Annotated in this window: 24 protein-coding genes and 2 pseudogenes; 10 read left to right on the top strand and 16 right to left on the bottom strand. The window is 57.8% G+C overall.

All coding sequences use genetic code 11. The annotated features are described in order from the left end of the window. Positions 1-107: 107 nt before the first annotated feature. The 6 genes from aglG (at position 108) to NGM29_RS06960 (ending at position 6,471) form a co-directional block, all read left to right on the top strand. A complete protein-coding gene (aglG, locus tag NGM29_RS06980) occupies positions 108-1,028 on the top strand; it encodes a glucosyl-dolichyl phosphate glucuronosyltransferase (RefSeq protein WP_254159730.1) in 921 nt (306 codons plus the stop codon). Between the two features lie 50 nt (positions 1,029-1,078). Beyond that, positions 1,079-2,242 (top strand): glycosyltransferase, encoded by a 1,164-nt coding sequence (locus NGM29_RS06975; protein WP_254159729.1) that lies wholly within the window; start codon positions 1,079-1,081, stop codon positions 2,240-2,242. Continuing rightward, positions 2,242-3,756: an alkaline phosphatase family protein gene (locus NGM29_RS06970; RefSeq protein ID WP_254159728.1), complete on the top strand. Its 1,515-nt coding sequence runs from the start codon at positions 2,242-2,244 to the stop codon at positions 3,754-3,756. Before NGM29_RS06975 ends, NGM29_RS06970 begins: the two co-directional genes overlap by 1 nt. Further along, positions 3,753-4,544, top strand: coding sequence for a polysaccharide deacetylase family protein (locus tag NGM29_RS06965; RefSeq protein WP_254159727.1), 792 nt, complete (start codon positions 3,753-3,755; stop codon positions 4,542-4,544). Before NGM29_RS06970 ends, NGM29_RS06965 begins: the two co-directional genes overlap by 4 nt. A gap of 196 nt (positions 4,545-4,740) precedes the next feature. Beyond that, a complete protein-coding gene (locus NGM29_RS21445) occupies positions 4,741-5,631 on the top strand; it encodes a glycosyltransferase family 4 protein (protein ID WP_425499253.1) in 891 nt (296 codons plus the stop codon). Positions 5,632-5,667: 36 nt separating this feature from the next. Continuing rightward, positions 5,668-6,471 (top strand): polysaccharide deacetylase family protein, encoded by an 804-nt coding sequence (locus NGM29_RS06960; protein ID WP_254159726.1) that lies wholly within the window; start codon positions 5,668-5,670, stop codon positions 6,469-6,471. A 12-nt stretch (positions 6,472-6,483) separates the two neighbouring features. Here NGM29_RS06960 and NGM29_RS06955 read toward each other — a convergent pair whose 3' ends face one another. Both NGM29_RS06955 and NGM29_RS06950 read right to left on the bottom strand, forming a co-directional pair. Continuing rightward, positions 6,484-7,026, bottom strand: coding sequence for a methyltransferase domain-containing protein (locus NGM29_RS06955; protein ID WP_254159725.1), 543 nt, complete (start codon positions 7,024-7,026; stop codon positions 6,484-6,486). Between the two features lie 98 nt (positions 7,027-7,124). After that, positions 7,125-7,593: pseudogene (locus NGM29_RS06950) on the bottom strand (DDE-type integrase/transposase/recombinase). Positions 7,594-7,757: 164 nt separating this feature from the next. On the opposite strand from NGM29_RS06950, the gene NGM29_RS06945 reads away from it, so the two are divergent. Continuing rightward, positions 7,758-7,937, top strand: coding sequence for a hypothetical protein (locus NGM29_RS06945; RefSeq protein ID WP_254159724.1), 180 nt, complete (start codon positions 7,758-7,760; stop codon positions 7,935-7,937). 5 nt (positions 7,938-7,942) lie between these two features. On the opposite strand, the gene NGM29_RS06940 is transcribed toward NGM29_RS06945, so the two are convergent. The 9 genes and pseudogenes from NGM29_RS06940 to NGM29_RS06900 form a co-directional block, all read right to left on the bottom strand. After that, on the bottom strand, positions 7,943-9,394 hold the full coding sequence (locus NGM29_RS06940) for a sulfatase-like hydrolase/transferase (protein WP_254159723.1): 1,452 nt from the start codon (positions 9,392-9,394) through the stop codon (positions 7,943-7,945). A gap of 594 nt (positions 9,395-9,988) precedes the next feature. Then, positions 9,989-11,512, bottom strand: a complete 1,524-nt coding sequence (locus NGM29_RS06935; protein WP_254159722.1) for an oligosaccharide flippase family protein — start codon at positions 11,510-11,512, stop codon at positions 9,989-9,991. Further along, positions 11,502-12,026, bottom strand: coding sequence for a glycosyltransferase family 4 protein (locus tag NGM29_RS06930; protein ID WP_254159721.1), 525 nt, complete (start codon positions 12,024-12,026; stop codon positions 11,502-11,504). The genes NGM29_RS06935 and NGM29_RS06930 overlap by 11 nt, the downstream gene beginning before the upstream one ends. Positions 12,027-12,164: 138 nt before the next feature. Continuing rightward, positions 12,165-12,578 (bottom strand): annotated as a pseudogene (locus NGM29_RS21440) (glycosyltransferase); the annotation flags it as partial. Between the two features lie 118 nt (positions 12,579-12,696). Beyond that, positions 12,697-13,548, bottom strand: coding sequence for a TrmB family transcriptional regulator (locus tag NGM29_RS06920; RefSeq protein ID WP_254159719.1), 852 nt, complete (start codon positions 13,546-13,548; stop codon positions 12,697-12,699). Between the two features lie 79 nt (positions 13,549-13,627). Further along, positions 13,628-14,614, bottom strand: coding sequence for an NAD-dependent epimerase/dehydratase family protein (locus NGM29_RS06915; protein WP_254159717.1), 987 nt, complete (start codon positions 14,612-14,614; stop codon positions 13,628-13,630). A gap of 25 nt (positions 14,615-14,639) precedes the next feature. Beyond that, positions 14,640-15,590, bottom strand: a complete 951-nt coding sequence (locus tag NGM29_RS06910) for an NAD-dependent epimerase/dehydratase family protein (protein ID WP_425499241.1) — start codon at positions 15,588-15,590, stop codon at positions 14,640-14,642. Beyond that, a complete protein-coding gene (locus NGM29_RS06905) occupies positions 15,583-16,752 on the bottom strand; it encodes an NAD-dependent epimerase/dehydratase family protein (RefSeq protein ID WP_254159715.1) in 1,170 nt (389 codons plus the stop codon). Before NGM29_RS06905 ends, NGM29_RS06910 begins: the two co-directional genes overlap by 8 nt. 548 nt (positions 16,753-17,300) lie before the next feature. After that, a complete protein-coding gene (locus NGM29_RS06900; RefSeq protein WP_254159714.1) occupies positions 17,301-17,657 on the bottom strand; it encodes a cell division protein SepF in 357 nt (118 codons plus the stop codon). 193 nt (positions 17,658-17,850) lie between these two features. Here NGM29_RS06900 and NGM29_RS06895 point away from each other — a divergent pair, with 193 nt between their 5' ends. Next, positions 17,851-19,368 (top strand): S8 family peptidase, encoded by a 1,518-nt coding sequence (locus NGM29_RS06895; RefSeq protein WP_254159713.1) that lies wholly within the window; start codon positions 17,851-17,853, stop codon positions 19,366-19,368. 89 nt (positions 19,369-19,457) lie between these two features. After that, on the top strand, positions 19,458-20,168 hold the full coding sequence (locus tag NGM29_RS06890; RefSeq protein ID WP_254159712.1) for a DUF1028 domain-containing protein: 711 nt from the start codon (positions 19,458-19,460) through the stop codon (positions 20,166-20,168). 104 nt (positions 20,169-20,272) lie between these two features. Here the strand turns inward: NGM29_RS06890 and NGM29_RS06885 are convergent, their stop codons facing one another. Next, positions 20,273-20,752 carry an RNA-binding protein gene (locus NGM29_RS06885; RefSeq protein WP_254160490.1) on the bottom strand — a complete coding sequence of 160 codons (480 nt, stop codon included), beginning with the start codon at positions 20,750-20,752 and terminating at the stop codon, positions 20,273-20,275. A 143-nt stretch (positions 20,753-20,895) separates the two neighbouring features. Here NGM29_RS06885 and NGM29_RS06880 point away from each other — a divergent pair, with 143 nt between their 5' ends. After that, positions 20,896-21,183, top strand: a complete 288-nt coding sequence (locus NGM29_RS06880; protein WP_254159711.1) for a DUF7562 family protein — start codon at positions 20,896-20,898, stop codon at positions 21,181-21,183. Positions 21,184-21,226: 43 nt separating this feature from the next. On the opposite strand, the gene NGM29_RS06875 is transcribed toward NGM29_RS06880, so the two are convergent. From NGM29_RS06875 to NGM29_RS21295, 4 genes are all read right to left on the bottom strand, one after another. Next, positions 21,227-22,042 (bottom strand): ABC transporter permease subunit, encoded by an 816-nt coding sequence (locus NGM29_RS06875; RefSeq protein WP_254159710.1) that lies wholly within the window; start codon positions 22,040-22,042, stop codon positions 21,227-21,229. Beyond that, positions 22,039-23,022: an ABC transporter ATP-binding protein gene (locus NGM29_RS06870; RefSeq protein WP_254159709.1), complete on the bottom strand. Its 984-nt coding sequence runs from the start codon at positions 23,020-23,022 to the stop codon at positions 22,039-22,041. The genes NGM29_RS06875 and NGM29_RS06870 overlap by 4 nt, the downstream gene beginning before the upstream one ends. A gap of 394 nt (positions 23,023-23,416) precedes the next feature. Next, entirely contained in the window at positions 23,417-23,878 is a 462-nt protein-coding gene (locus tag NGM29_RS06865; RefSeq protein WP_254159708.1) for a response regulator, read from the bottom strand. Between the two features lie 62 nt (positions 23,879-23,940). Continuing rightward, positions 23,941-25,428, bottom strand: a complete 1,488-nt coding sequence (locus NGM29_RS21295; protein WP_311136847.1) for a sensor histidine kinase — start codon at positions 25,426-25,428, stop codon at positions 23,941-23,943. Positions 25,429-25,678 lie beyond the last annotated feature (250 nt).

Raw genomic sequence — 25,678 nt, 5'->3', positions numbered from 1 at the left:
ATAACCTGATGTTCCGTTGGTTGCCATCGACAGTCCAAGTAACGGCTACCCTGCGCCCGAGGCCGTTTACCGAAATAACTAACTCTCTCAGTTTCGCAGGCCCGTATATGCGCGTCTCGGTGGTCGTCTGTGAACACACGCTGGACCGGTATCAAGACCTTCGAGATGCAGTCAATAGCATTCTCGCCCAGAGCCACGACGACATTGAACTTGTACTGGTAGCAGACGGGAACGAAGACGTCTGCCAACAATTCTATGAGGAATACGACGACCACGAAAGCGTTTCAATACACTGTAACAAGAACAATGTCGGGCTTCTCGAAAGTCGAAATAACGGAGCCAGAGTGGCGACCGGAGACGTAGTGGCGTTCATGGACGATGATGCCGTAGCCGACCCCGCATGGGTAGCTGAGCTCGTCGAAGTGTATGAGAATTTAGATGCGCTTTCTGTGGGCGGAAAAATGATTCCACTCTGGGTGGCTGGACGGCCGAGATTCCTCCCTGAGGAGTTCTACTTTCTCGTCGGAGTTACCCAACGTGGATTCGCCGATGAAAAGGGTGAAGTTCGAAACACTTTCGGCTCGAATATCTCCTTTCGCCGCGAAGTTTTCCTCGATTTGGGCGGGTTCGATACAACTATTGGCGGTCGTCAGGGGGATGAGAACCTCCAGGGCGGCGAAACGGAACTGTGTGCCCGGCTTCGTAGCGAGTACAACCAGAGCGTCTACTACAACCCCGAAGCGGAGGTCGCCCACAAGGTGTTCGATTACCGGACAAAACCGCTGTGGTTGCTCGACCGCGCCTTCTGGCAAGGGTATTCCAAGCGCGGAATGGAAGTACTGGTCCCCGAATCGACCGGCGAGGAGTACGATTTTCTTGGCCGACTCTTCCGCAAGTTCGTCCCAGCACGTACGAGGAACCTCGTTCGTAACCCTTCTTTGGAAAAGGCCGTTCAATTCATCATGTTGTTCGCCTTTACCGGCGCTGTTGGGTTTGGTTACTTATATGGAATGACGAAATGGCGTTGACGTGAACGCTTGCCGATACGCTTATACAGCCGACTTTGTTCGGTAGAAATATGAGTGACTCTTCAGTGGACGAGGACACAGACTGGCGCCTCCGTGATCTCGACATCGCTATCGCCCACTGGGGAATCAACGCCTGGGGAGGCGCGGAATACCTTGCAACGATTCTTGCGGATGTCCTGAACGTGGACCGGATATATACAATCGGAGAACCCAAACCAGATGATCCAAATCCGTATGGAAACGTACGGTTCGTGGACGTGACGAAGGACCTCTCTCCCCGCCTGCTTCGGAAGGTTCAGGCGCACGTAGGTCGACCTTTTGAATACGCTCTCTGGGAAGACGTTGATTGGCGTGAGTACGGATCTCCCGACGTATTGATCACGTCGGGGGCGACGACTCGTTCGGTCATTACGCCGGCTGAGACCTTGCATCTGAACTACTGCCACTCACCCCCACGCTGGTTTTACGATCTCTATCACGACCGGAAAGATTCCACCACCGGAGTACTCGCCAGACCGTTAATTCGGTATCTCCGGATGCGCGATCACACGATCGACCCACGCGTAGACGGCTACTTCGCAAACAGCCCGATTATCGCGCAGCGCCTACGAAAATACTACAAACGTGATTCGGAGGTGCTGTATCCGCCCGTCGCCGTTGACTCCTACCGCGAAGACGACGACGGCGGGTTCTATCTTCATCTTGGTCGTCTCGACGAGGAGAAGGGCGTTCCGGAGGTGGTCGAAGCGTTCGCGAGGCTTGACCATCAGTTGGTACTGGCTGGCGGCCGTGGCGACGTCGAAGACACGGTCGTCGAGAAAATAAAGCGGAGTGAGAACCTCGTGTACCGCGGGTTCGTCGAGGAAGGCGAAAAACGAGATCTCTTGGCGACCTGTCGGGGTGTCGTGTTCAATGGCCGTAATGAAGACTTCGGGATCGTTCCGATCGAAGCGAATGCTAGTGGAAAGGCCGTTCTGGCGCGTAACGACGGGTTCCCGGGAATCTACGTCGAAGACGGTAAGAACGGATACCGTCACGATGGGACGCCGGCAGGTATTCAGGCCTCCGTTGAACGGTTCGAGTCGGCCGGGTTGGACGGTGATCCTCGGTCCAAAGTCGAAACGTTCTCAACCGCTGCCTTCGAGAAGCAACTGAAATCGGCTGTCGTCGATCGGTACGAGGCATTCGCGACGGCGGCGAGAGGAAACCACTGATGACTGAAACAATCGTACTCGGTCTCGACGGGGCGAACTGGGCGCTACTCAAGCCGTGGCTGGAAGAGGGACGTCTTCCGAACATCGAGGCGCTCCGATCCGAAGGCGTCTTCACTGATATGAAAAGCTGTCTACCCCCGGTCACGTGTCCGAATTGGCGATGTTATTCCACAGGAAAGAACCCGGGAAAACTGGGCGTTTTCTGGTGGGAGCGCATCGACACAGACAGGCGAACGCTTACGACGCCCGACTCGCGATCGTTCAAAAGCGCCAACTACTGGGACTACCTCAACGAACAGGGCCGAACTGCGGGTATACTCAACCTCCCGATGACGTACCCGCCGTTCGAGGTTGATCGATTTCTCGTTGCAGGCGGGCCAGGAAGCGAGCAGAACGAATACGCCTACCCCCCCGATCTGGGTACGCGTCTCGATGACGAGGGATACACGCTCCATCCTGACCGGCCGGTTACCGCAAAAGGTGATCTCGAGGAGGCCGATAACATCGTTGACCTCATCGAACGCCGACTGGAGACGTTTCGCGGCCTTCTCGACGAGGAAGACCCGGACGTCGCACACTGCACAGTATTCTACGTCAACGTTCTTCAACACTTCTTTTGGCGCGGTGAGCCAACTCGTCGTGCGTGGGAAGTCATCGACGAGCATATTGGACGGCTTCGGGAGGAACATCCGGACAGCAACCTTTTCTTGATGTCAGACCACGGTTGCAAGAACGTCGATACAGTGTTTTACGCCAATAGCTGGCTCGAGGCCGAAGGATACCTGGTTACCAAAAGCGAAACATCAGATCTTCTGACGGAGTACGGTATCAACAAGAAGCGAATCTCGAAACTGGCCCACAAACTCGGCGTCCACGATCTCGTAACGCGGCTGGCACCCGACCGGTTGACGGACTCAATCCCGGAAGACGAGGAAGGATTTAAACGCGAACAGAAGCTCGAGAAGGTAGATTGGGAACGTTCACGGGCCATCGCCAGCGGGCAGGGTCTCATCTACGTCATCGACGACGGTCCCGAGACGGTCGATGCTATAATCGACAATCTGTCCACGCTGACGAACGAGAACGGAGACCCGATTGCTCGAGAGGTGATGCGCAGCGACGAGGCCTATAGCGGACCGTACACCGACGAAGCGCCGGACATCGTCTTCGACCAGCGGCCGGGCGTTCACACGAGTGGAGCGATCGGGTCGAACCCGGTATTCGACGACGTCGGACAGTGGGAAGCCGAGAACGTTCGAACGGGACTCTTCCTCGCGAGCGGTCCGGATATCGAGGCATCAGCCGTTGATCGCGACGTGTCGATCACGGACGTAGCTCCGACCGTCCTCCACAGCGTTGGCTGTGCAGTTCCGACGGACATGGATGGAACGCCACTCCCCCTGTTCGGCGACGACGACTTCGATGAATGTGACCCGTTGCCCTTCGAGAGCGTGGATTCAGCGGGCCGACAAAGCGTTCAGAACAGACTTGAAGACCTCGGGTATCTGGAATGACGGTCTGTCTCACCGGCGACGTCCACCACATGTCTCTTGAAACCCGTGAACAGCCGTACATGAGTCGGTCTGAGGCTGCTGCAGCTGTCGAATATGCTGAAATCGCAGCTGAGTTTGACGTTCCAGTGACACTGTTTTTGACCGGGAAGGTTGTTCGCGAGGAGCCCGAACTTGTGGACCGTCTCATAGGTATGGAGACTGTCGAGCTCGGAGGCCACAACTATTACGCCTTCGAGACGCTTGCCCACAAAGCATTTCGCGGCCTCCTCGGATCGTGGAACGGGCCACGCAGGTTCCAGGCGTGGGAAATAGACCGGACCATTGCAGCGTTCAACGAACGTCATGTCGATATTTCAGCTTGGCGCGACCACGCTTACCGCCACGACAACAACACCGTACCGCTGCTCGCAGAGCGCGGCTTTACACATTTTTCTGACGTCGTCGGCCCGGGCGAACAGGTTCGTTGTGAAAGCGGTTTAACCATTGTGCCTGTCAACACGCCCCCGGACCACGAACATGTCTATCACGGGTTTAGGACGCCAAAGTTCGTCGCAGAGGACGAATTTTCGGGGCCGTTCGGCGATGAGTCGTTCACAATTGAAGAATGGTACGACTGGTTACTGAAAGAGATCGAGGTGTGTCATCGGAAGGGACAGCCAGCGACGATACTCGCGCATCCCGGTTGCATGGATCTTTCAGATAGATTAAATATATTCAGAAAACTTTGTTCAATCCTTAGTGAGGAGTACGAGACAGTTCCGATTTCAGAGGTAGACAGTAGTGACTGACGTTCACGTGGGTATTGTCGGTGGGACTCGTCTCCCCGGAAATGTACGTACTTTCTTAGGTAATATTCAGGAGATTTTATCTGAGTCACCAGTCGAGTTCAAAATTGACCTTTTGCTGCGAGCAGATGCTGCTCCCGATGAATGGCAATACAGCGTCATAGACCCCGGTCTCAACGAAACAGACCGAGCTGTGGGAATGATTTTGTCGCTATCCCAAGCGCTCACCCGATACGCGAAAGCCAATAGGCCAGATTTGCTATGGCAGATAACAAAATTTCCAGCCCATGGATTCGCTACAACAGTCGCAGGACAGTGTGCCAACGTTCCTGTACTGACTCGGTTCGCAGGCGATAACTTTCGTGAACACACCCTCTCAGAGAGCCCAGGAAAGAGGTTGCGGACATATGCATTAAATAACGTTCTCGGACGAGTTGCTGTACGAGGTTCTGATGCAACCATCGTCCTTGGGCCGTACGGCCGAAAACAGATAATAAGCTACGGCGGTACACGTACTTACGAGATTCCACAACCAGTTAATAGAGACCGTTTCAGGCCGGCATCGGGGGAAAGCCGCGCTGATATCAGAGCAAAACTTGGGTTACCTGAAACGGAGAGACTAGTGTTGACTGTTGGACGGGTCTCACAACGCAAAGGTGCAAATGATTTAATGAAGGCCGCTCGGACTCTTCTCTGTCGCGGATCATCAATATCGTGGTGTATTGCCGGTGATGGACCACTACGCCACCGATTAAACTCTCTCCCAAACGTCACTGCTGTCGGGCGGGTCCCACATTCAGAGATTCCCCAGTACTACCAATCAGCAGACCTCGTGGTTTGTCCGTCACACTTTGAGGGACTCCCAAACGTCCTATTAGAGGCAGCCGCGTGTGGGACGCCAACGCTCGCCCGTGACGTGGGGGACTGTGCCCTCGCGGCAAGCATGACCTACGAAAACTCAGACCGACTACCAATTCTCGTCGAACAGGATTATGAATCGGTGGACCTCAACGACCGATTTGATCCTGAACGCCTTCGAGACGCATACTCCGAGGCTCTTCTTAAGACGGCGGCTACCGGCGATTGGTAAAAAAAGTCTTGTACCCGCTATAGGAAAGTTAAACAGATGGAGTTAGCGTTCTCGGTCGACCTCGAACCAAACAAGGACGGTTCAATTGACGGAATTAGAGATGCAATGCGGTGGTTTGACGAGGTGATACCACGAGGGACAGTATACACGACTTCGCAAATCGCAACTGAACTCCCTGAGGTCGTTGAATCACTCTCCGAGGATCACGAAATTGGTGTTCACGTTCATCCTCAAGAATTCGGCCACGAAGCAGACGATCTCGCCGCACTTTCTCGCGACCGGCAACGGGAACTCATCTCTCAAACCCGAAAGACAGTGGCTGGGGCTGCCGGGGTGGCCCCCGAAACACTCACTGCCTTCCGTGCTGGCCGCCACAAGGCCAGTCAAACAACGCTTGATATATTGACGGACATTGGATTCAAGATTGACGCCTCGATTAATGTCCGGTATCGCAACTATATGCCAGACACAATGACGGTGCGTACAGAACCGTTCATCTACAACGGCGATCTCGTGGAACTTCCAACGACTTATGCACAACCTTCGAAACCTTCCCGAGTCTGGGCTCGAACGTTCCCTAATGGTAACATTACTGCCACGGCGCACACGCTAAGAACCGACCGAAGAGGGTGCTCGGGATTGCGTGCACTGCAGTGGTTGTTCAAGAAAAATGACAATGTCGTTTCGATGTACATGCACCCATACGATGCTATTGACTACCATTCAGACTTGGAAAACAACGGCCAAGAGTTCCGAGATCGTATCAAACTGCTCTTCGACTGGTCCGACCACCGATTTGTCGTTGCAACTGATATACTAACGAAACTAACTAAACGGTAAACAACCTTTCAGTCACTTGTGTTTTCGCCATCGAGCACGGACCCGCCCACCCGCGAATGGGAATTTCATTAACTCATCGGCAATATCATGCTTGGAAATGTGAATTAATTTACCGTAAAGATATGAAAATGGCCGAAGCCACCAGCGATACGGACGTAACCAACCAACAACCGAGACATCAATCAGTTCTAGTTCGGTGTTGTGGAAGTAGTTCCACTTACTGTCGGCATCGTACCATTCGGGTGTCTGAGATGTCCAGGACCACAAGGAATGGTCCGGATCAGCGACGATGCCAGTGCTGTGGGCATGCGTCGCAGCAAGTTCAAGTTCTCCACCCGGCTCTAATGCTCGAGACCATTCTTCGATGGCTCTATTCAAATCAGGGAGATGTGGAACAAGGCTATTGGCATGTATCCTCTTGACGGTTCCATCTTTAAACGGAAGATTGTCCGCCGATGCAACGATATCGACGGATTCAGTTACCCTTAAATCAATATTTAAGTGATCTTCTACGGGGTCTGCCCCGCCACCTAAATCCAAACGGACAGCTTCCATAGCAGGATATAACATCAAATACATAATAGAGTTTGGTTCTATAGCACTGTCTAGTTTAGCACCTCTGCCGGCGTCTGTCCGTTAAGTGACTGATGCGGTCATTGTGTGTCGTAGTAGTGTACGAAATGTCCAAGCCACTTTTTTGACGCTCGCCCGACGCTCACCCACGAGGTATGAAAGCGGTCAACCCGAATTTTTAGCGTGTGAAACCACTTCTCGAACAGAGTTCGCTCGACGTAGTTGAGCTGACCGATCAGCCCCTAATCGAGTGATAGCAGTCAGATAACCGTAGCTATCGACGGGAAACACGAGCTCTCCGAAGCTGTGTTTCTCGGTCAATCGATGTAGGAACGCGGCGGCTGGATCGGTGCCTCATCGTCTAAAGGCTGCGACATCAAGGAGCAACCGAGAGTCAAGATCGATTACAGCGTACACTCAAGACCAATTGCCGTTGATCTTGACAGCAGTCTCATCAACAACAACCCGCGAGGGCTTCGCCGTCCTCTCACATTCCCAACAACCATCAAATTCCGCTGCGTACAGCTCGCTGAGCAGGTCTGCGAGCATTGTTCCAAACTATCTCCACGACCTGTTCGTTCCTCAAACTAGCCTAACTAGACACTGCCGATCATCTGTACGTCCAAAGGGGGTTGTGACATTCTTACGACCCGTATTCCTAACTGATAATGTCTTTGGGACCGGGCTAAAGGTAGTTTGACCTGTATGATCTGGTGGCGGATCCCAACGAAACAAGAGACGTGAGCGACGATAATCCCGAGGTCGTCAATCGGTTCACGGACGTCATGAGTGAACACCTAAAGATGGCGCAGACGACCGATACTGACCTCTCGGATATAAAGGAAGACAAAGCAGTCAAACAACGACTTCGGGAGCTAGGATACCTTGATTGATTAGGTCACCGGTAGCCGAGTTGTTCGAGCCGTGCTTTGACATCGTCTGCTGGCACAACATCGTCCGATGTGACGGCCTTCGAAGGCTCGAGTCCGGCGAATGCCTCCTGAAGTACCGTTTGATCGTGATCGTCGAGCCTAATTGTCTCCCTCGGATAGGTGCAATCAAACGCCATCGTGTTGCCGTTCCACTCGACATCTTTTCGAATTCGATTGTCTCGAGTCGTCCGATATACAGCCTTACCACCGTGTTCATATACCTCAACATCTTCAACGTATTTCGGCACGCTATCACGTTTCTGTTCGGACAGTCCGCTATCCGAGGCCAGAACGAGACCATTATCGGGGACGAATCCGGATTTGTCTCGCTCACCAGCAATCGTTCGCCTAACGAGCGCCGGGAACTCAGTCAGGGATGCGACAGTCTTTACACGCGTACCTTCAGTTTGGTCGGGGTACTTGACTACGAGTGGGACATGGAGGATATCTTCCTCAAGCCCACCAGTTGTCCCATGTGCAACCGACCGAACGGGGCGAATGGCACCTTCTTCGCCGAATCCTTCGCCGTGGTCAGCGGTAATGACCACAAGCGTGTTATTGAGCTCACCATGTCTGGACAGTGTTGAAAGCAGTCGCTTCAGCTCGGCATCGACTTGGCGTATACATCCATTATAAGCTCGCTCAAGAGCAGCCCGTTCGCTCCAGGGCCGGCATCCGGCGATGAACTCCCATTTGTGAGACTCAAGATCACACATTAATTCACGTTCCGTCTGGCCGGCCCATAAGTCGTACTCAGGATCAGGGAGATATGGTGTGTGGGCAGACATATAGTTGACACAGGCCGCCCACGAACCATTACGGTTATTCACCCAGGTCTCGAATTCGTCGGTAAACTTGCTGTCAGGGACTATATTTAGCCCCTGGAATCTTGACGGAATCAATGGCCTCGTGACGTCCCAGAGTGCCAATCCGTTCGCAAGTGACCGTAGCGGTCGCCCGCTACTGGCAACGCAATGCATGAATTCTAAGTAGCGCTTGAAGCCATCTCGATTGAGGTTTGAGGGGTCAAACCCGCCAGGGAAGGGTACACGGTGGTTTTCTCCAGAAACTACCGTTTCGAACGCATCAGATAGACCAACTGGGGCCTGAGTTAGATAGGAGTTGTACGAAAACACACCTGTCTCGTATCCATCCGCGGCTAGTTCCTCCCAAATGGTGTTGCCGGGTCGGAGCCGGTCTCCGATATCTCGCATCCGGTGTTCAGCGACGTGCAGGCCGGTGAAGATGCTTGCATGACTCTGAAGGCTATCCGTTCCTGGGGCACGCGCTTGCTCGTAAACGGTTGCCTTATGAGCGAATTCCTTTAAAAACGGAGTCGTCTCGGCATCGGACTCATATAGAGACGTGTTCCGTGCCCGTACGGAGTCAAGAACCACGAGAAGAATATTCGGTGCCATTAGTCGGGATTCGAATGATCGGTACGAGCGGAGTATCAGTCTAGCCGATCAACTACATCTCGATTGTACAGTTGAGCGTCACCATTATCAATTAAAGGTGTTTCGATTCGTCCGGAGTTCGGCTGACTCTACCCTGCCTGGTGTGTACAGAGGAAGATAACGACACATGGCACAGCCTATGTAAGGAAAAACTCAAGTTGGGAGAACGCTGAAGACGTAACGAGACCCGTAGCACCATCATATAGTCTCTGATGGATTTAATCGTGGTTGACAAATATTGAAAATTAATTATTTCAATGCGATTTTTATGGAGTGTGGCCAGCATCAGTAGTGCTGCGACAACCACTGAAACGCTGTTAGAAGCCAGAATGATAGGCAGTGTCACCCACATCAAAACTCTCTGGTAAGAACACTAATGGAAAGTGTTTTATTATACCAATGGGTTTAAAATATAGGTCGAGGCCGCGGTTTCATCGCCCCTCAACCGAGCGGAGTTCTCGTAAAGTGACTGTATGCCGAACACCAGTGGTCATAACCTGTTCTCGGTCCGACGAATATATAACCACCAGTGAAAGGCAATAATCACTAAATTATTCATGAGAATCGGTTTATCAATATATCGAGCATCCGGGGATCTATCTCATACTTCTCCTCAATCGATCTGAGAATCATTATTTCATACTGGGAGAGTCCAGTAATCGATAAAATGACCAGTACATATGCTACCGAAAATATTCCAGAAATAAGGACGAGAAAGACGAACGAAACCGGGATAATAGGCCTCATGAGTACCGCGAGGGTAACAAACGGAAGTGATATTAAAACAGGAATTAACGTCGCTCTGGAAAGAGGTGTTCGATTAGCGTAGTAGTGGATTTGTATTGCTGCCATCCCATCACGGATAATAAACGATACCACTGTAGCAATGGCAGCACCCATGATACCGAGAGTAGGAATCAATACGATGTTAAATGCGACATTCGAGACAGCCGCAGCGGCACTGTTGAAAGAGAGAAGCTTCGACTTTCCAAGTGCCCGTAGGAGCGACCCGTGGACGTTCAGGACGTTACTGGTGGCGTACCCGATTGCCAGAATCGTGAGGACTAATCCTCCTTCAGCATACTCCCCACCGTAAATTACGCTAATGAACTCCGTAGAGAACACACCGAGGGGGAAAAAGGCACATACGCTTGCAATTGCTAGCCATCGGGTTATCGATCGATAAACCTTAATCATCCCCGAGACATCTCCTTCACCCTCGAGCCGGCTTGCCATCGGTGTTCCGATAAAATTAAAGGCAGTAGAGAACATTTGCATAAAACCTACAGCTGCGTACGCGACTCCGTACACTCCAACCGCTGCGCTCCCCAAAAAACGAAGTACGAGGAATATATCAATACTTCTGTATATGAAGCTCGAAAGTTCGGTAATAGTGAATGGGAGGGAGTATCGAAACACGTCGGATCTCCTGTCCTGGTCAAGCGATTCCGAAACTTCTGGAAGCGCACGATAAAGGAAATAGGCTGCGGCAACGAGACTGATGGCATACGGTATCGCGTATGCAGCGGCAAATCCAAACTGGCCGAGGCTGAAAGTGACCGCGGTGATGATAAGCACTAGCCGGACGCTGGTATGCAGAATGTTCTGAACAAACGCGTGTCGAGCTGACTCAGATTGTCCACGTAAACCGCTTAGTGCGACGTTAAGAAGGGCAGCGAATGGAATTGCTGCCCCAAAGACTCTAATGCTCGCCTCAACTGTCGGGTCGTCGAAGATGGTCGCTGCGACGAATTCTGCGTTGAGTGAAACCAGTAGGCCTAATGGCAGAGAGGCTATCGCAACCACACTAAACGCAAACTGGGTAAGCGCGCGTTTTTCCGAATCATCTACGCGGGGGAGGTACCGTACCAAACCGGAGGCTAATCCAAGCCCTCCAATTATTGCGCCTACGTTTAAAAGCGCAGTCCCGGTCGTTAATCCCCCGAATCCACTAACCGAGAGGTATCTCGCAGCCAGCACCTGCGCTACAAATGCGATAACCAACTCAAGAAACAGCCCAACGTAGATGACGCTCGCGCCTTTGACCACGTCTCGAATTGCCTGGTCGCTATCGCTCATCTGACCACCCAATTACCTGTCGAAGAGCACGTTCATATCTATCATACAACTCGTCCCAGGAGAACCCCTCTTCGACGGCCGTTCGACCGTTCTCGCCGAGGCGCTCACGGTCGCGTTCGTTCGTTGCGAGGCGATCAATCGCCGTCGTCAGTTGGTCCGGTCGATGGGAATCACAGAGCAGCCCCGTCTCGCCGTCCTGAACGATTTCCGGGACCCCGCCAACTCGAGTAGCCACGACTGGCGTTGCCGTCGCCTGCGCCTCGAGGATTACTCGCGGAAGCCCCTCAGTATGGGAGGGAAGAACGAACGCGTCGAACTCGTGATACAGTGAGGGAATCTGCTCGTATGGCACCGACCCGAGGAACGTGGCCGTTTCTCCGAAAATCTGCTCGAGGTGTGTTCGTTCCGGGCCATCACCGGCAACGATCAGGTCGCAGTCGGCATCGGCCGACTCGAGGGCGGTGGCGAGGTCAGCGAGGCCTTTGTACGGCTGGAGTCCACCAACGTAGCCCAAACGGAGGTCGCTTTCAGAACCGCTAACCAGGCGTTCGAACCGGCTAGAAAGTGGAATCGGCGCTGATTCCGGGTTGAATCTATCTACGTCGACTGCGTTACGTATATTGAAGATACGGCCGCCGTTGACACCGTACGATTGGAGCTGGGAACCGATGTGGTCACAGACCACGAAGTATCCATCGTGAGGTGTACGAAGCCGCACTTTGAAAGACGCTAAATCCAGCCGTCTGAAGAGGCTCTCCACCGGCGGATCGAGGCTCGAGCCGACGTGGACGACGTGAGGTACGCCGAGATTCCGTGCCGCGAGCAGTCCCGGAAGATACGTTTTCCGGGTCTTCGAGATGATGACGTCGATGGCACGCCCCCGTCCGATTCGAATCGCTCGAATGAGCGTTCTGAGAGGCCCTTCGACGAATCGGGTCCGAGGATCGACCGAATCCTGAAACGAACGTTCCGGTTCGGAGTTCCAGTCGAGAAGATAAACGTCGTGTCCTCCCTTTCGAAGTCCTGAAACGACATTTCGGACGTGTATCGCCCCACCTCGTACCATCGCATCGGAGAAAGAAATAGGCTCCTCGGTGAGATAGAGGATACGCATCGTTTGAGTATGCTGAAGACTTGGCTAAATATCTCGCGGTCCAGTGGCTTCGGGTAAGATTTGTAATCGTTCAAATAGATGGCCGCGACTCGAGACTCTCGTAGCTCCAGATCAAATCGAAATACCGCTTCATACCTGCGACGAACGACCCGTTCTCCGTAATTGCGGCCTGCCGCCGGTGGTTGGGAATGTCGGTCTCCTCGACCAGAAAAATCGCCTTGCCCGAATCGTAGTCCATACTCGGATCGATGAAGGTACCGCGCCAGGGCAGTACCTCCTCGCTGAATCGATATCGGATGGCAGGATACTCGGAGGCAATTCGCTCGACGATATCCGCCTGTACCGCTGCCTTCTCCGGCGGAAGCTTACGGGGATCGAGGAACAACACCGAAACCTCGAGTCCTCGCTCGAGCGCGGTTTCGACCGTCGTTTCGATGTCCTCGAAGTAAGCGAAGCTGTTTGTAATCACGTAGACGGTTTCGGCCGCGTTCTGGTAGAGCTGACGCGTCTCCGTCTCGCTCGGGTCGCCGACGTCGACGACGTGAAAGAGTTCCGACGTCGGCGTTACGTCTTCGTTCGCTTGCTCGTACAGGGGCTCGAACGTCTCCAGAAACGTCGACTCGATGGAATCGAGCTCGGTACAGTAGTCTTCGTACTCCTGTCGGCGATTCTCCTTCGCCCGCTCGAGAACGGTTTCTGGGGATTTCGGTTGATACTGCTTCGGCCGGCCAGGAATCACCTTGATGAACCCGTAATTCGCGAGCGATTCGAGAACGCCGTACACGCGAGCCTTGGGAATGCCCGTCGCCTTGGCGATGTCCGGTGCAGTCGTCCGCCCGGCGCTCAAGAGATGCTCGAGTGCCGTCGCCTCGTACTCTTTTAATTCTAGTTCCTGTAGCAAATCGGTTGGCTCGGTCCCCATAGCAGATACCCCACGATTGGACTGTGAAACCGTAAAACCGTGTATTATCCTCGAGCGATTCTGAACTGGGGTCGACAACTCAATGCTCTGCTCGCTGCAGGAGCTCTCGAACCGATTCTTCGATAGTGTGTCGTGGTGACCATCCCAGATGTTCGTCTGCTTTCGACGTGTCGACGGTGAAACTTTCGACCATCGTTTCGCCGCTTCGGGGGTTTTCGACGAGTTCGACGTCGACGTCGACGTTCAGTTCCTCCCGGGCGATCGCCTGGACAGTTTCCGCGACCGTCATCACGGAGGGATCCTCGGTACCGGCTATCTCGTAAATCTCGGTCCCGGTATCGCCCGCCTCAAGTTGCTCGAGCAGTCGTTCGCAGCTGTGGATGTACGCCCTGGCAACGTCTTTGACGTGAACGAAGTTTCTCGACTGGGTGCCCGGTTCGTACACCGTCAACGGCTCGTTCGACGTGGCTCGGTCGACGAAGAAGTTGATCACCGTCGGTTTCGAGACGACCGTGCCGTCGACCACGTGATCGCCATAGAGGTTCGACTTGAGGAACAGGTGGGCCGGAAACGCGCCGTCGGCCAGCGTGTCGATCGCGCGTTCTCCGAGGAGCTTGGTTCGGCCGTACCAGTTGAGCGGGTTCCGTGGGTCGTCCGCCGTAATCGGGAACGTGTCGGGGTCGCCGAGAACGGCCATGCTAAACGGGAAGACGAGCGCGGCTCCGTTTTTTCGACAGAACCACGCGACGTCGTTCGTTCCGGTGACGTTGACGTCGTAGGCGAGGTCGCGATTGGTATCGCAGTCGTCGACCCCACTGACCGCAGCTAGGTGGAGCACGATGTCCGCTCCGTCGAGTGCCGATTCCAGACGGTGACGGTCTCGAATGTCGACGTGTTCGATGTCGACCGAGCCGACTGCAGAAACCTGGCCCCGGTACTGGTTATCGATCGCGTGAACGGACCACTCGGGGTGTGTTTGTTCCAGCAGATGAAGGACGCGGCTGCCGATGAATCCGGCTGCACCGGTGACGGCAATCGTCGGTGGTTCGTTCGTGTCGTCTCGCATAGATGATCGTTGATTCGTCATAGTATCATTGCCTCGGATGTGATCGTTGTAGCCGGTCCGCCAGATCCGAAATTCCCTCTCGTACAGTCCATTCCGACTCGAAGCCGGTTTCCGATAACCGGTCGAAGCTCACGTGATACGACGGCCCCGGGTGCTCGTCCTCGAGGTACGTGATATCGAGTTCCCGATCGAGTTCGTCTCGAACGAGCTCCGCGATAGTGGCGATCTGGTAGTTCTGGTCGTTCGCCCCCACGTTGTAGACCAGTTGTGGCCACGAGTTCGGGTCCAGCGCGGCGTGTGCGTAGGCTCTCGCGGCATCTTTCACGTGAATAAACGGGCGCCAGTTACTCCCGTCACCGTAGACGGTAAGTGGTCGGTCGGTGAGCGCTCGGAACACGAAGTGGTTGATGACCAGGTTGAAACGAACACCCGGCGACCAGCCGTAGTTCGTGCTCATTCGGAGTGCCGTCCCGTCGAACCCGTACTCGTCGATTGCCTTGCGAAGCAACGCCTCGGACTCGACCTTGGACTCCGCGTACGGATTGAGCGGGTCCTGGTCGGTCGTTTCGTCGATGTCGGTGCTCGCGGTACGCCCGTAGTTGTTACACGACGAGGCGAAGACGACGTGTTCGACGTCGAACTTCCCGGCAGCCGTGAGTACGTTCTCCGTTCCGAGGTAGTTGACCGCGAACGTCTCCTCGCGGCGGTCGTGCGTCGACGCTGCACCGGTAATTGCCGCGAGATGGATTACGCGATCGACGTCGCGCATCGCGTTCTCGACGTCACCGTACTCGCGGACGTCGCCGCGTCGAAACTGAACGTCATCGATGCGCCCGGCGAGGTTCGACGGGGAGCCAGTCGTCAGCGAATCCAGGACGCTGACGGTCCCCACGGCTTCCTCCTCGAGGAGGAGCGAAACGAGTTCGCTCCCGATGTACCCACAGCCGCCCGTCACGAGGACGTGCAGATCAGTCATCAGACGTCAGGACGCCGGGGAGGAACCGATCTTCGTGGGACGTGACCGTCCGTTCGTGATCGACCAACGTTCCGAGAATCTGTCTGACGCCGTCCTCGAACGTCGTCGACTGGCCGTCGATCAGGTCCGCGTAGCGGTCGTGTTCGATCTCCATTTTGTGCGTCTCGTCCTCCTCGCGCGGGTTTTCGAAGTGTTCGACGTCGACGTCGAGATCGAACTCGTGGGCGACGGAGGCGATGGTTTCTGCGATCTCGACGATACTGATCGCTCGAGTTACCTGATTGTAGACCGCGAGGCCGTCGTGGTTGGTCTCCTCGAGGGCGAGACGCGCCAACCCTTCGGCCGCGTCCTCGAGGGCGATGAACGGCTTTCGCTGTTCGCCTTTCCCGTACACGGTCATCGGATAGCCAGCGACGGCCTGTGCACAGAATCGGTGGGTAACGACCCCGAAGTAGTAATCGAAGTCGAACCGGGTCGCCAGGTCGGGGTGTGCTGCAGTCTCTTTGGTTTCGGTACCGTACGTGATCGCCGTTCGCACGTCCGAAATTGGAATGTCGAACTGCTTGTGTGCGAGGCGCATGTTGGCTGCGTCGTGCGATTTCGTCAGGTGGTACCAGCTACCGGCCATCGCCGGGAACGGGACGTCGTCTCGCTCGCCCTGGTTTTCCATCGTCGCCCCGCCCTCCGGAATCGGGAACCTGGGCGCCCCGTAGACGCCGGTCGTCGTCGTTTCGATGAAGTGGGTGTCCGAAAGCCCGGCTTCGTGCAGCCCCCAGAGCAGATTCCGCGTCGCCTGCATGTTGTTGTGCTGCGTGTAGTTTGCCCGCTCACCGTTGATCTGCGAATATGGCGCGGACGGTTGTGCGGCGGTATGGACGATCGTCTCGGGTTCGTGAACCGAGAGCAGCTGGTCGACGAATGCTCTGTCGGTCAAATCACCCTCGACGAAGGAGAGGTTCTCGAGACCGAGCGCTTCTTCGGCCGCCTCCAGTCGCGCATCGATATCCGCGATCGGTACCGCTGTCGTCGACCCGACGGACTCTACCCACTCTCTCCTCGCGAAGTTATCGACCAGGACCACGCGGTCGTCGGTTCGCGATGCGATGCGCAATGCGGTAGGCCAGCCGAGATATCCGTCGCCGCCCGTAACCAGTATCGACATAGTTACTCATAATTTGAGTATCTACCATATAATGCTTCTGCCATCGCCTGCGAGACCGAGGGAAAGTACTAAGACCTCGTGGAGAATTGAGTTACTCAGAAACTGAGTACCATGACAGATACGGACGACGAAACCCTGGCCGAGGACGAACGAGACGATCAACACTTAGCGGACGTTGCTGATGGGTGCGGGTGTACCGAAGTGTGGGAGCATTTAGCACAGAAACGAGAATCCGACTGACGACTTATCTACGAATGTGGCCGAGGAAACGGGCAACAGTCGGGTTACGAGGGTCACAATCACATTCCAGCCGCAAACAACAGGTCCCCGATCAGGAACGTAACGCACGCTTCAGCGGGAACCAACAGAGCTGAGACCTCCAGATTCGGGGTCTTCGGTCGAAAGGGTGCAGGTCCTGAGTTGATTGGAGTTACCAGTAACGAACTGTGAAGCGCCCGAACGTGTTCACCATCGCTGCTAGTTAGTATGTAGCAAATGCCATACTCGATGATGCTCGAGCGCTCGAGAAGCGAAACGTACCAGAAACCTTATCGACCCAGTTTCTCCCGGCCGATCCGAATCCCGGTCGGGGTGATGATGAGCTGGTCGTCACCCTTCTGGACGATGTCGCCGTCGACCTCGCGGGCGACCTGTCGGAGTTCGTCGACGATGTGTTCGGTCGTGCTGTCCTTGGTGCGCAGGCGGGTGATGTCCGCGATGACGATGTCGCCGTCGTAGACGGCGTCCTTGATGTCGATGGCGTCAACTTGCCCCCCGATTTCGGCGATGTGGACGGACATTCCGGCGTCCCCGGTCGACGGCGTGACGTCGTCGAGGTTGAGGTCGACGTACTCGTCGGCGGTGCGCGTCTGCCCGCTGCCGAGGATCTTGCTCATTAATCCCATAGCGTCAATGGTCCCGCGCTGGAGTATAGTTCTTACGTCAGACGCTGTCTCGCGACCTCACGGTCCTCCCCGATTTAGTAACAGCAATACCAGCTTGTTGCAATCCACCTAATTGTTATTCTCCTGTCAAGTAGAATTCATTTTTCGGAGTATCATAAGAACGTTTATATGGTAAAGTATGGAGAGTGTGGTCGTGGTTGATAATACCATGTCACGGGAACACATCTCACGACGAACGCTGCTGCACGGAGTCGGAGCTGGAGTCGCCGCGACGGCACTGGCCGGACAGGCGTCCGGACGGGGCGACGAGTACGTCGTCGGACTACGAGCCAACAGCGGATTCGAGGTCGCCAGCGAGCGAGCTAACAGTGTCCGGCTCGAACTCGAGTTCGGCGACGTCGGCAAAGCACTCTCGGGACGATTCTCCAAGCAGGCGGTCGACGCCCTCGAGAACAATCCAAACGTTCGCTACGTCGAGCAAAACGGCCGGATGCACGCCCTCGAGCAGACGACACCGTACGGCATCGACCTGGTAGACGCCGACGTGGCGGTCGACAACGGCGAGACCGGCGCCGGCGCCAACATCGCGATCATCGACACGGGCATCGACGCCCAGCACGAGACGCTCTCGGAAAATCTCGGCGAGGGTTGGGCCGCGGGCGACGCGGAGTGCGACACCGGCTGTGGCGACGGTCCCTTCGGCGGCGGCAACGGCATCAGCGAGTGTCTCGAGGTCTGGGACGACGACAACGATCACGGGAGCCACTGCGCGGGGACGGCCGCCGCGGCCGACAACGGGCTGGGCGTCATCGGCGTCGCCCCGGACGCCACCCTGCACGCGGTCAAGGTGCTGGACTGTTCGGGCGGTGGCTCGTACGACAGTATCGCCGCGGGTATCGAGTGGGCCGCCGACCAGAGCCAGATTGACGTGTTGAGCATGAGCCTCGGCGGCAGCGACTCGAGCGTCGTCCGCGACGCCTGTCAGTACGCCGACCAGCAGGGGAAGGTCATCGTCGCGGCGGCCGGAAACGACGGCCCCTGTTCCGACTGCGTGGGCTACCCGGCCGCGTACAACGAGGTCATCGCCGTCTCCGCGACCGATTCCAACGACGACCTCGCGGACTTCTCCTCGACCGGACCGGAAGTCGACATCGCCGCTCCCGGTGTCGATACCCTCTCGTCGATTCCGCGCAGCGACTACGCCCAGTTCTCCGGGACCTCGATGGCCTGCCCGCACGTCGCCGGCGCGGCCGCGAGCCTGATCGGTGCCGGCAAAGACCCCGCGAACGTCCGCCAGTTACTGACGGACGGCGCCGAGGACGTCGGCCTGGCCAGCAACGAGCAGGGCGCGGGTCGGCTGAACGTCGCGAACTCGCTCGGACTCGATGGCGGCGATGGCGGAGACGGCGGCGACGGCGGTGATGGTGACACCGCACCCGCAATCGACCAGTTCACTACCTCCACCAAATCGAACGGCCCCTGGTCGCGCGCCAGCGTTACCTGGTCCGCCTCGGACGCCGACGGCGACCTCGCGAGCGTGACGACGGAACTCCTCTCGGGCACCAGCGTGCTCGACAGCCAGACCACGAGCGTCAGCGGCTCGAGCGTCTCGGGCGAGGACGACCTGCGAACCCGCGACAGTCCCGACAGCGTCCGGGTAACTGTGACGGACGCCGCGGGGAACGAAACGAGCGACAGCCAGACGTACTGAGCGGACGAGCCAGTTCATCGTCCCTCGAGCGCTCCCAGACTGCCGGGAGACGCCCCTTTTTGCCGGCGGAGTTCGTGCCCCCGGACGACATGACGTTCAGCATCTGTGTCCACGAGACGTACGAGGACGACGGCGAGGAACACGACCGGTTCGGCGTCGCGGTGACAACCCGGCTTCCCGGCGTCGGCACCCTCTGCCCGTTCGTCAGCGAGAACGGGGCCGTCGCCACCCAGAGCCTGGTGAACGTCGACCTCGGTCGGCGGGGAATCCGGTACGTCGACGACGGACTCGCCGTCGAGGATGCCCTCGAGGCCCTGCTCAACGCGGACGAGGGGGCCTCGAACCGCCAGCTCCACGGCGTCGACCGCGACGGCGAGTTCACGTTTTCGGGGGAAGACTGCAAGGACTGGTACGGACACACGAGCGGCGACGGCTACACGGTCGCCGGCAACCTTCTGACCGGGGAGTCCGTGATCGAGGCGACCGCGACAGCTTACGCCGACTCGAGGGACGACGAGACGCCCCTCGCCGAACGCCTGATCGACGCCCTCGCCGCCGGTCACGCCGAAGGGGGCGACAAGCGCGAGGAACTGCGGGTCCAGAGCGCGGCCGTCCGCGTCGCGACGACTGAGGAGCGCGAACTCGAACCGTTCTACGACGACCTCCGGGTCGACGCGACCCTCGAGCCGATCGCAGACCTCCGGGAGACCTTCGACCTGGCACGGGAGGGCTACGAGATGGCGCTCGAGAAGTACGAAGACGCCTACGAGGAAGACGACATCGACGCGAGCGAGGAGTGAGTCGTCGCTTGAAGAGTGGGGGAACCGTCGCTCGAGAATTTAGACTACTATCACTCGAGGATTGGAAGCACGTAAGCAGCCCGCAAACGTGAACAGGTCGAGCGTTATCCAGAAAACGAGTAGAGGTCGTCGCCGACGTGGTGCAGCGAGTCGACGACCTTCCCCTCCTCGCCGACCATCTCCGTCCCCGAGACGCGAGCGCGCCCGATCGCCAGCACCTTGCCGTGAGACTCCTCGGCGATCAACACGAGGTCACCGTCGGAGATTTCGGAATCGGCCTCGGTGATCCCCGGGCGCATCACGTCCGCGCCGTCGGAGACGAACGAGACCGCGCCCGCGTCGACGGTCACGATCCGGTAGTCGGGATCGTAGGCGTTCGCCCCGCGGACGGTCAGGAACGGCTCGTCATCGAAGTAGGCGATTTCGGGGGCGCCGTCGACCAGGACGACCTCCCAGTCACTGTCCTCGAACTCGACGCGTTCGTAGGTGTCGCCCGCGAGCGTAACGCCGAGACGGTTGGACACGGCCGTCTCGATCTCGGAGATGGCGTCGCTTCGGAGGTGGTGTCGCGATTTGACCTGCATACGCGCTACCACGGCCACGTCGGCTATAAAACGCCCGTTCGAGGGCAGGTCGACCACGGGGTTGCCGCCCGTCTCGGTCGTCATACGTGACGGTCACGCTCGCCGTGAGAATTGCTAAGTAGGCGCACGCCAATAGCCGACGTATGTGGCTCTCCCGGTGGCGAACGGAGACCGTGACCTGCATCGCCTGCGGCGAGACGATCCCGCGATCCGAGGCCCGCGAGTACGACAAGTACGGCAATCGCTGGGAACGCGAGGGCAAGACCTTCGAGTACTTCTGTAAACCCTGCGACGGCGACCTCTGTCGATACGGCCGCGACGGCCTCGAGGCTCAGCTCACCGACCTCGAGGCCGGCGAGCACTCCCAGGAGGCGTTTTTGCGGCGGTATCTGTGTTCGCTCGAGGAGCGCCGGCGGGTCGAGGAGCGGTGATCGTGGGCCACGCCGACGGTCGCAAGTCGGTGCGCGTCGAACGCTAGAGGTCCGCCCGGTCGAACTGCAGATACCCCGCCAGCGGCGCGAGTATCACCCAGGCGAGCAAGACCGCCACGCCGAACGCCGACGGGGCGTCCTCGCTCGCTCGATTGAACACGTAGGCGTCGAGTACCCGTTCGTAGGCCACGCTCGGGGAGAGCGTCGCCACGTAGGGGCGCCACCACGGGAGTTCGTCGGGGAACTCGAGCCCCGAGAGCAGGTAGACGACGCCGTCGGGGACCACCCGCCAGACGAAGACGAACAGCATGAACACGCCGAATGCACAGACGGCGGCCCAGGAGGGCGATCGGAGCAAACCGGAGAGACCGATGCCGATGGCGACGTAAGCCAGTCCCAGACTGGCAGTGGCGAGCGTAAATCCGGCCAGCGCCGCCAGCGGAACCGTCGAACCGAACCCGAAGATGATCGCGACCGCGACGACGACGCCGAGGAGTAGCGGTGCGAGGAACACCAGGTATCGCCCGACCAGCGACCCGATCACGACGTCGCGTCGGTCGTGGGGCATTCCCAGCATAAGCGTGAGCTGGCCGCCGTCGCGTCGCTTGACGATGGCCTCGTACGAGAGCATCAACCCGGTGGCCGGGATCAGCACGATACAGAGCAACGAGAGCATCGTGACGAACTCGATCGGTTCGGGCGCCGAGAGGTAGTCGTAAACGCGAGCGCGTCGCACGTTCCGCACGTGAATGTAACCGAACACGCCGAAGACGAGCCCGAAGAGCGCCGCCATCGCGTACAGCTGGTAGTTGCGAATCGCGTCGCCGAACTCCTTGCTCGCGAGCAGTCGCCAGTTCATCGCCCGCCCTCCGTGTAGGAGACAAATAACTCTTCGAGCGACGTCTCAGCGGTCGAAAAGTCGATGATTGTTGCCCCTTGCTCACGAATCGTATCCAGCACGTCGAGTTTCGCCTCCGTCGCGCAGGCGACCACGAGTGCGTCGCCGTCCCGGCGCACCGCAGAGACGCCCGCGAGGGAGTCGACGGCCGCGACGACCGGTTCGAGGCCGACCTGTGCTCCCGCCGGTGGGTTCGATCCCGCAGCAGTCTCGCCGCCTGCAACGCGTTCACGAACCCCGTCGGCCGTCTCGAGTTCGACGACGAGTTCGCCGTCGCCTTCGTTGGCCGACCGGAGCCCGTCGATGGTGTCGACGGCGATCAGCGAGCCCTGCCGTAGGATGCCGACCCGGTCAGCGACCGCTTCGACCTGCTCCAGGATGTGACTCGAGAAGAAGACCGTCGCGCCCCGGTCGCGTTCCTCGCGAACGATCTGACGCATCAGTCGGACGCCGTGGGGGTCGAGCCCGGTCGAGGGTTCGTCGAGGATCAGGAGTTCGGGTTCGCCGACGAGAGCCATCGCGAGGCCAAGCCGCTGGGTCATCCCCTTCGAGTAGCCGATGGCCTTGCGGTCGGCCGCGTGAGCCACGTCCACGCGCTCGAGCAAGACGTCGGGGTCGTCGTCGGCGTCGTTGGCCGCGATGGCGTACTCGAGGTGCTGGCGCCCGGTCATCGTCTCGAAGGGGGCGTACCCCTCCGGGAGGATGCCGGTCCGCTCGCGGACGGCGACGGGGTCGCTCGTCACGTCGTGACCCAGCACCTCGACCCGCCCACTCGAGGGGTAGGTGTAACGCAGCAGGATGTCGATGGTCGTCGACTTGCCGGCCCCGTTCGGGCCCAGAAAGCCGAAGACCTCGCCGGACTCAACCTCGAGGTCGATGCCGGCCAGTGCGGTGACGTCGCCGTAGCGTTTCGCGACGTCGTGGAGGGCAATCGTCGTCATCTCCACACACTCTCTGCTGGAAACATATAACTTCCAACGTGTTCTTCACGAACTGGTCGATCGGCTCGAGAGATACGGAACGCGGTCGTTACTAGACGGCGGTACACTACTATAAAAAGTATAGTGAATCGCGGGTTGTGGTCCATGCTCGAGCGTGAGCGACTGACAAACGGCCAGTAGAAACGTTCGCGCTCGTCGGGGTCGCGATCCTGCTACAGCCAGTCGTTTTGCACCCAGGCGCTCCTGGGCGGAGCCCCGCCTCCCGTCTCGCTCGGCGGGGGTTACGGGGGACCGCGGAGACCCGTTCTACCCGGTGGTCACGAGGGACTGCGGAAATCCGCTCTACGCACTGGGGTAACGAGGGACCACAAGGATCCGCGCTACCCGACTAGGATCACGAGGGCCGATCGACGTCGGCGAATTCTCCCGAAGGGAGTGACCCAGGCGAGGCCAGCGAATCCCCGATCGTTTTGACGAGTGAGATGAACTCGTGGGGGTCCACCGGCTTGACAAAGTAGCCGTCCGCTCCCAGACGGTATGTCTCGATAACGTGATCGTCGGACTGGGATCCCGAGAGAACGAGTATCGGCGTCGAACGAAAGTCGGGGTCGTCGGTAATCCGCTCGAGCACCGCGTTGCCGGTCAGTTTCGGCACGTTCAGATCCAACAGCACGAGGTCCGGCTTCGCCGCGGATTCGAAGCCGTTCCGTCGATAGAGGTAGTCGAGCGCTTCCGCCCCGTCGGTGACGACGGTCAGCGAACGGGAGACGTCGCTCTCGTCGAATCCGTTCTCGATGAGCCGAACGTCGCCGGGGTTGTCCTCGATTACCAGGATGTCGAACGGTTCCTCGGTCATTGCTGAAACCCTGTGAACCTGTGAATCTGTGAACTACTGAGCCTGTGAGCCTGTGAACCGATCTACGCCGCCGCGGGAAGAGTGAAGTAAAACGTCGTACCGTCGTCCGGTTCCGAGTCGACCCAGATGTCACCGCCGTGGTGGTCGACGATCTTTCGACACAGCGAGAGCCCGATACCGGTCCCCTGGAACTCGTCGTTCGAGTGAAGTCGGTTGAAGATGTCGAAGATCTGGTCGACGTACTCGGGATCGATACCGATTCCGTCGTCGTCGACTGAGAAGACACAGCGGTCACCCCGTTTCTCGCCGGTGATCTCGATCCGGGGCACCTCGTCGCCACTGTACTTGATTGCGTTCGAGACCAGGTTCGAGAACAGTTGCTCGAGCTGGTGGGCCTCACCGCGGACCGCGGGTAACGGCTCGAGGTCGACTGTAGCATCGGTTTCGTCGATCTGTACCTGCAGATCGGTCAGCACGTCGTCGACGACGTCGTCGCACTCGACTCGCTCGAAGTCCGCCTCGTCCATGTCGATTCGCGAGTACGCGAGCAACCCGTTGACCATCTCCCGCATCCGGTCGGAGCCGTCTACGGCGAAGTCGATGTACTCCCGCGCCTCCTCGTCCAGGTCGTCCGCGTAGCGGGAATCGAGCAACTGGAGATAGCTCGAGATCATCCGCAGCGGCTCCTGTAAGTCGTGGGAGGCGACGTAGGCGAACCGCCTGAGTCGCTCGTTGGACTCCTCGAGTTCCGCGACCGTCTCGTTGAGTTCGGACCGTGCTCTGGCGCGGTCCACCAGCGTGTTCAGCATTCGCTCGACGTCGCGAGTGGGTTCGTCGGGTTCGAAGAACTCCTCCGGCGGCGTGTAGTAGAAGTTGTGACAGACGGTATCTTCGTACACCAGGTGCGGGTGCGTTCGAATGACGTCGACGAGCGTCTCGGGTGGGATACGCTCGCAATCGTAGTGACAGAGGGCGATGCAATCCTCACCACGGAAGAGGTCGTTGACGCGGCTCTCGTAGGCCATGAAGTCCTCGAGGGTCGCGTACTCGTCCAGGATGAAGTTCGTGTTCGCGGTCACGCGAAGCGCCGGGTACTCCTCCTTCGCCTCCTCGATCGCGTCGGCGTACACCTCGAGCATGTCGTCGGGGTCGAAGCGCCCGGACCGGAGGTAGGTCTCCTCGAGCGAGTGAAACGTCAGTTGACCCGACTCGAGCGCCGCGTCGACGTCGACGTCGCCGCCGCGGAGTTCCGCGAGGATTGCGGACTTCGGGAGGTCGTCGATGACGTACATGACCCGCTCGCCGCGCTCGATACCCTGTCGAATAAACGGGGTGACGGTGGCGAACCGTTCCTCGCGGGACCGGTAGAACAGCGCGATGTGCTCGCAGGTTTCGAGGTCGTCGAGTCCGTCGAGCGGTTCGACCGTCCCGTGAAACGCCGGGCTCGACCGAAGCGCCTCCAGTCCGCTTTCCAGGGTCAGCGAATCGGCGGTGGCGGATTTCTCCGTCCGCAGTTCCTGCTGACGGCTTCGATCTGCCTTCTGACTCATCGTCACGAACCTCGACGTCTATCGGTAAGTAGCCTTTGCATGTTCCCAGCCTTCTCCCAATAGAGTGGTAACATACGACACAATATGCCTTGTCACCCACTTGAAGCTCCCGGAGCGAATCGAGAATTGCAGCGGACCGTGTTTTGATCGCACCGGTCGTTCCAGGACGCGTTCAGTTCCTCGACCACTTCGCACGGCTGGCGCGAACCGCCGCGCACGCGTCCCGACACGACTTTGGCACTCCTGTTCG

Source organism: Natronosalvus rutilus (assembly GCF_024204665.1).
GTDB classification, from domain to species: Archaea; Halobacteriota; Halobacteria; order Halobacteriales; family Natrialbaceae; genus Natronosalvus; species Natronosalvus rutilus.
Note: the sequence above shows the minus strand (reverse complement) of the source record. Positions and strands in the feature narration are given on the sequence as shown.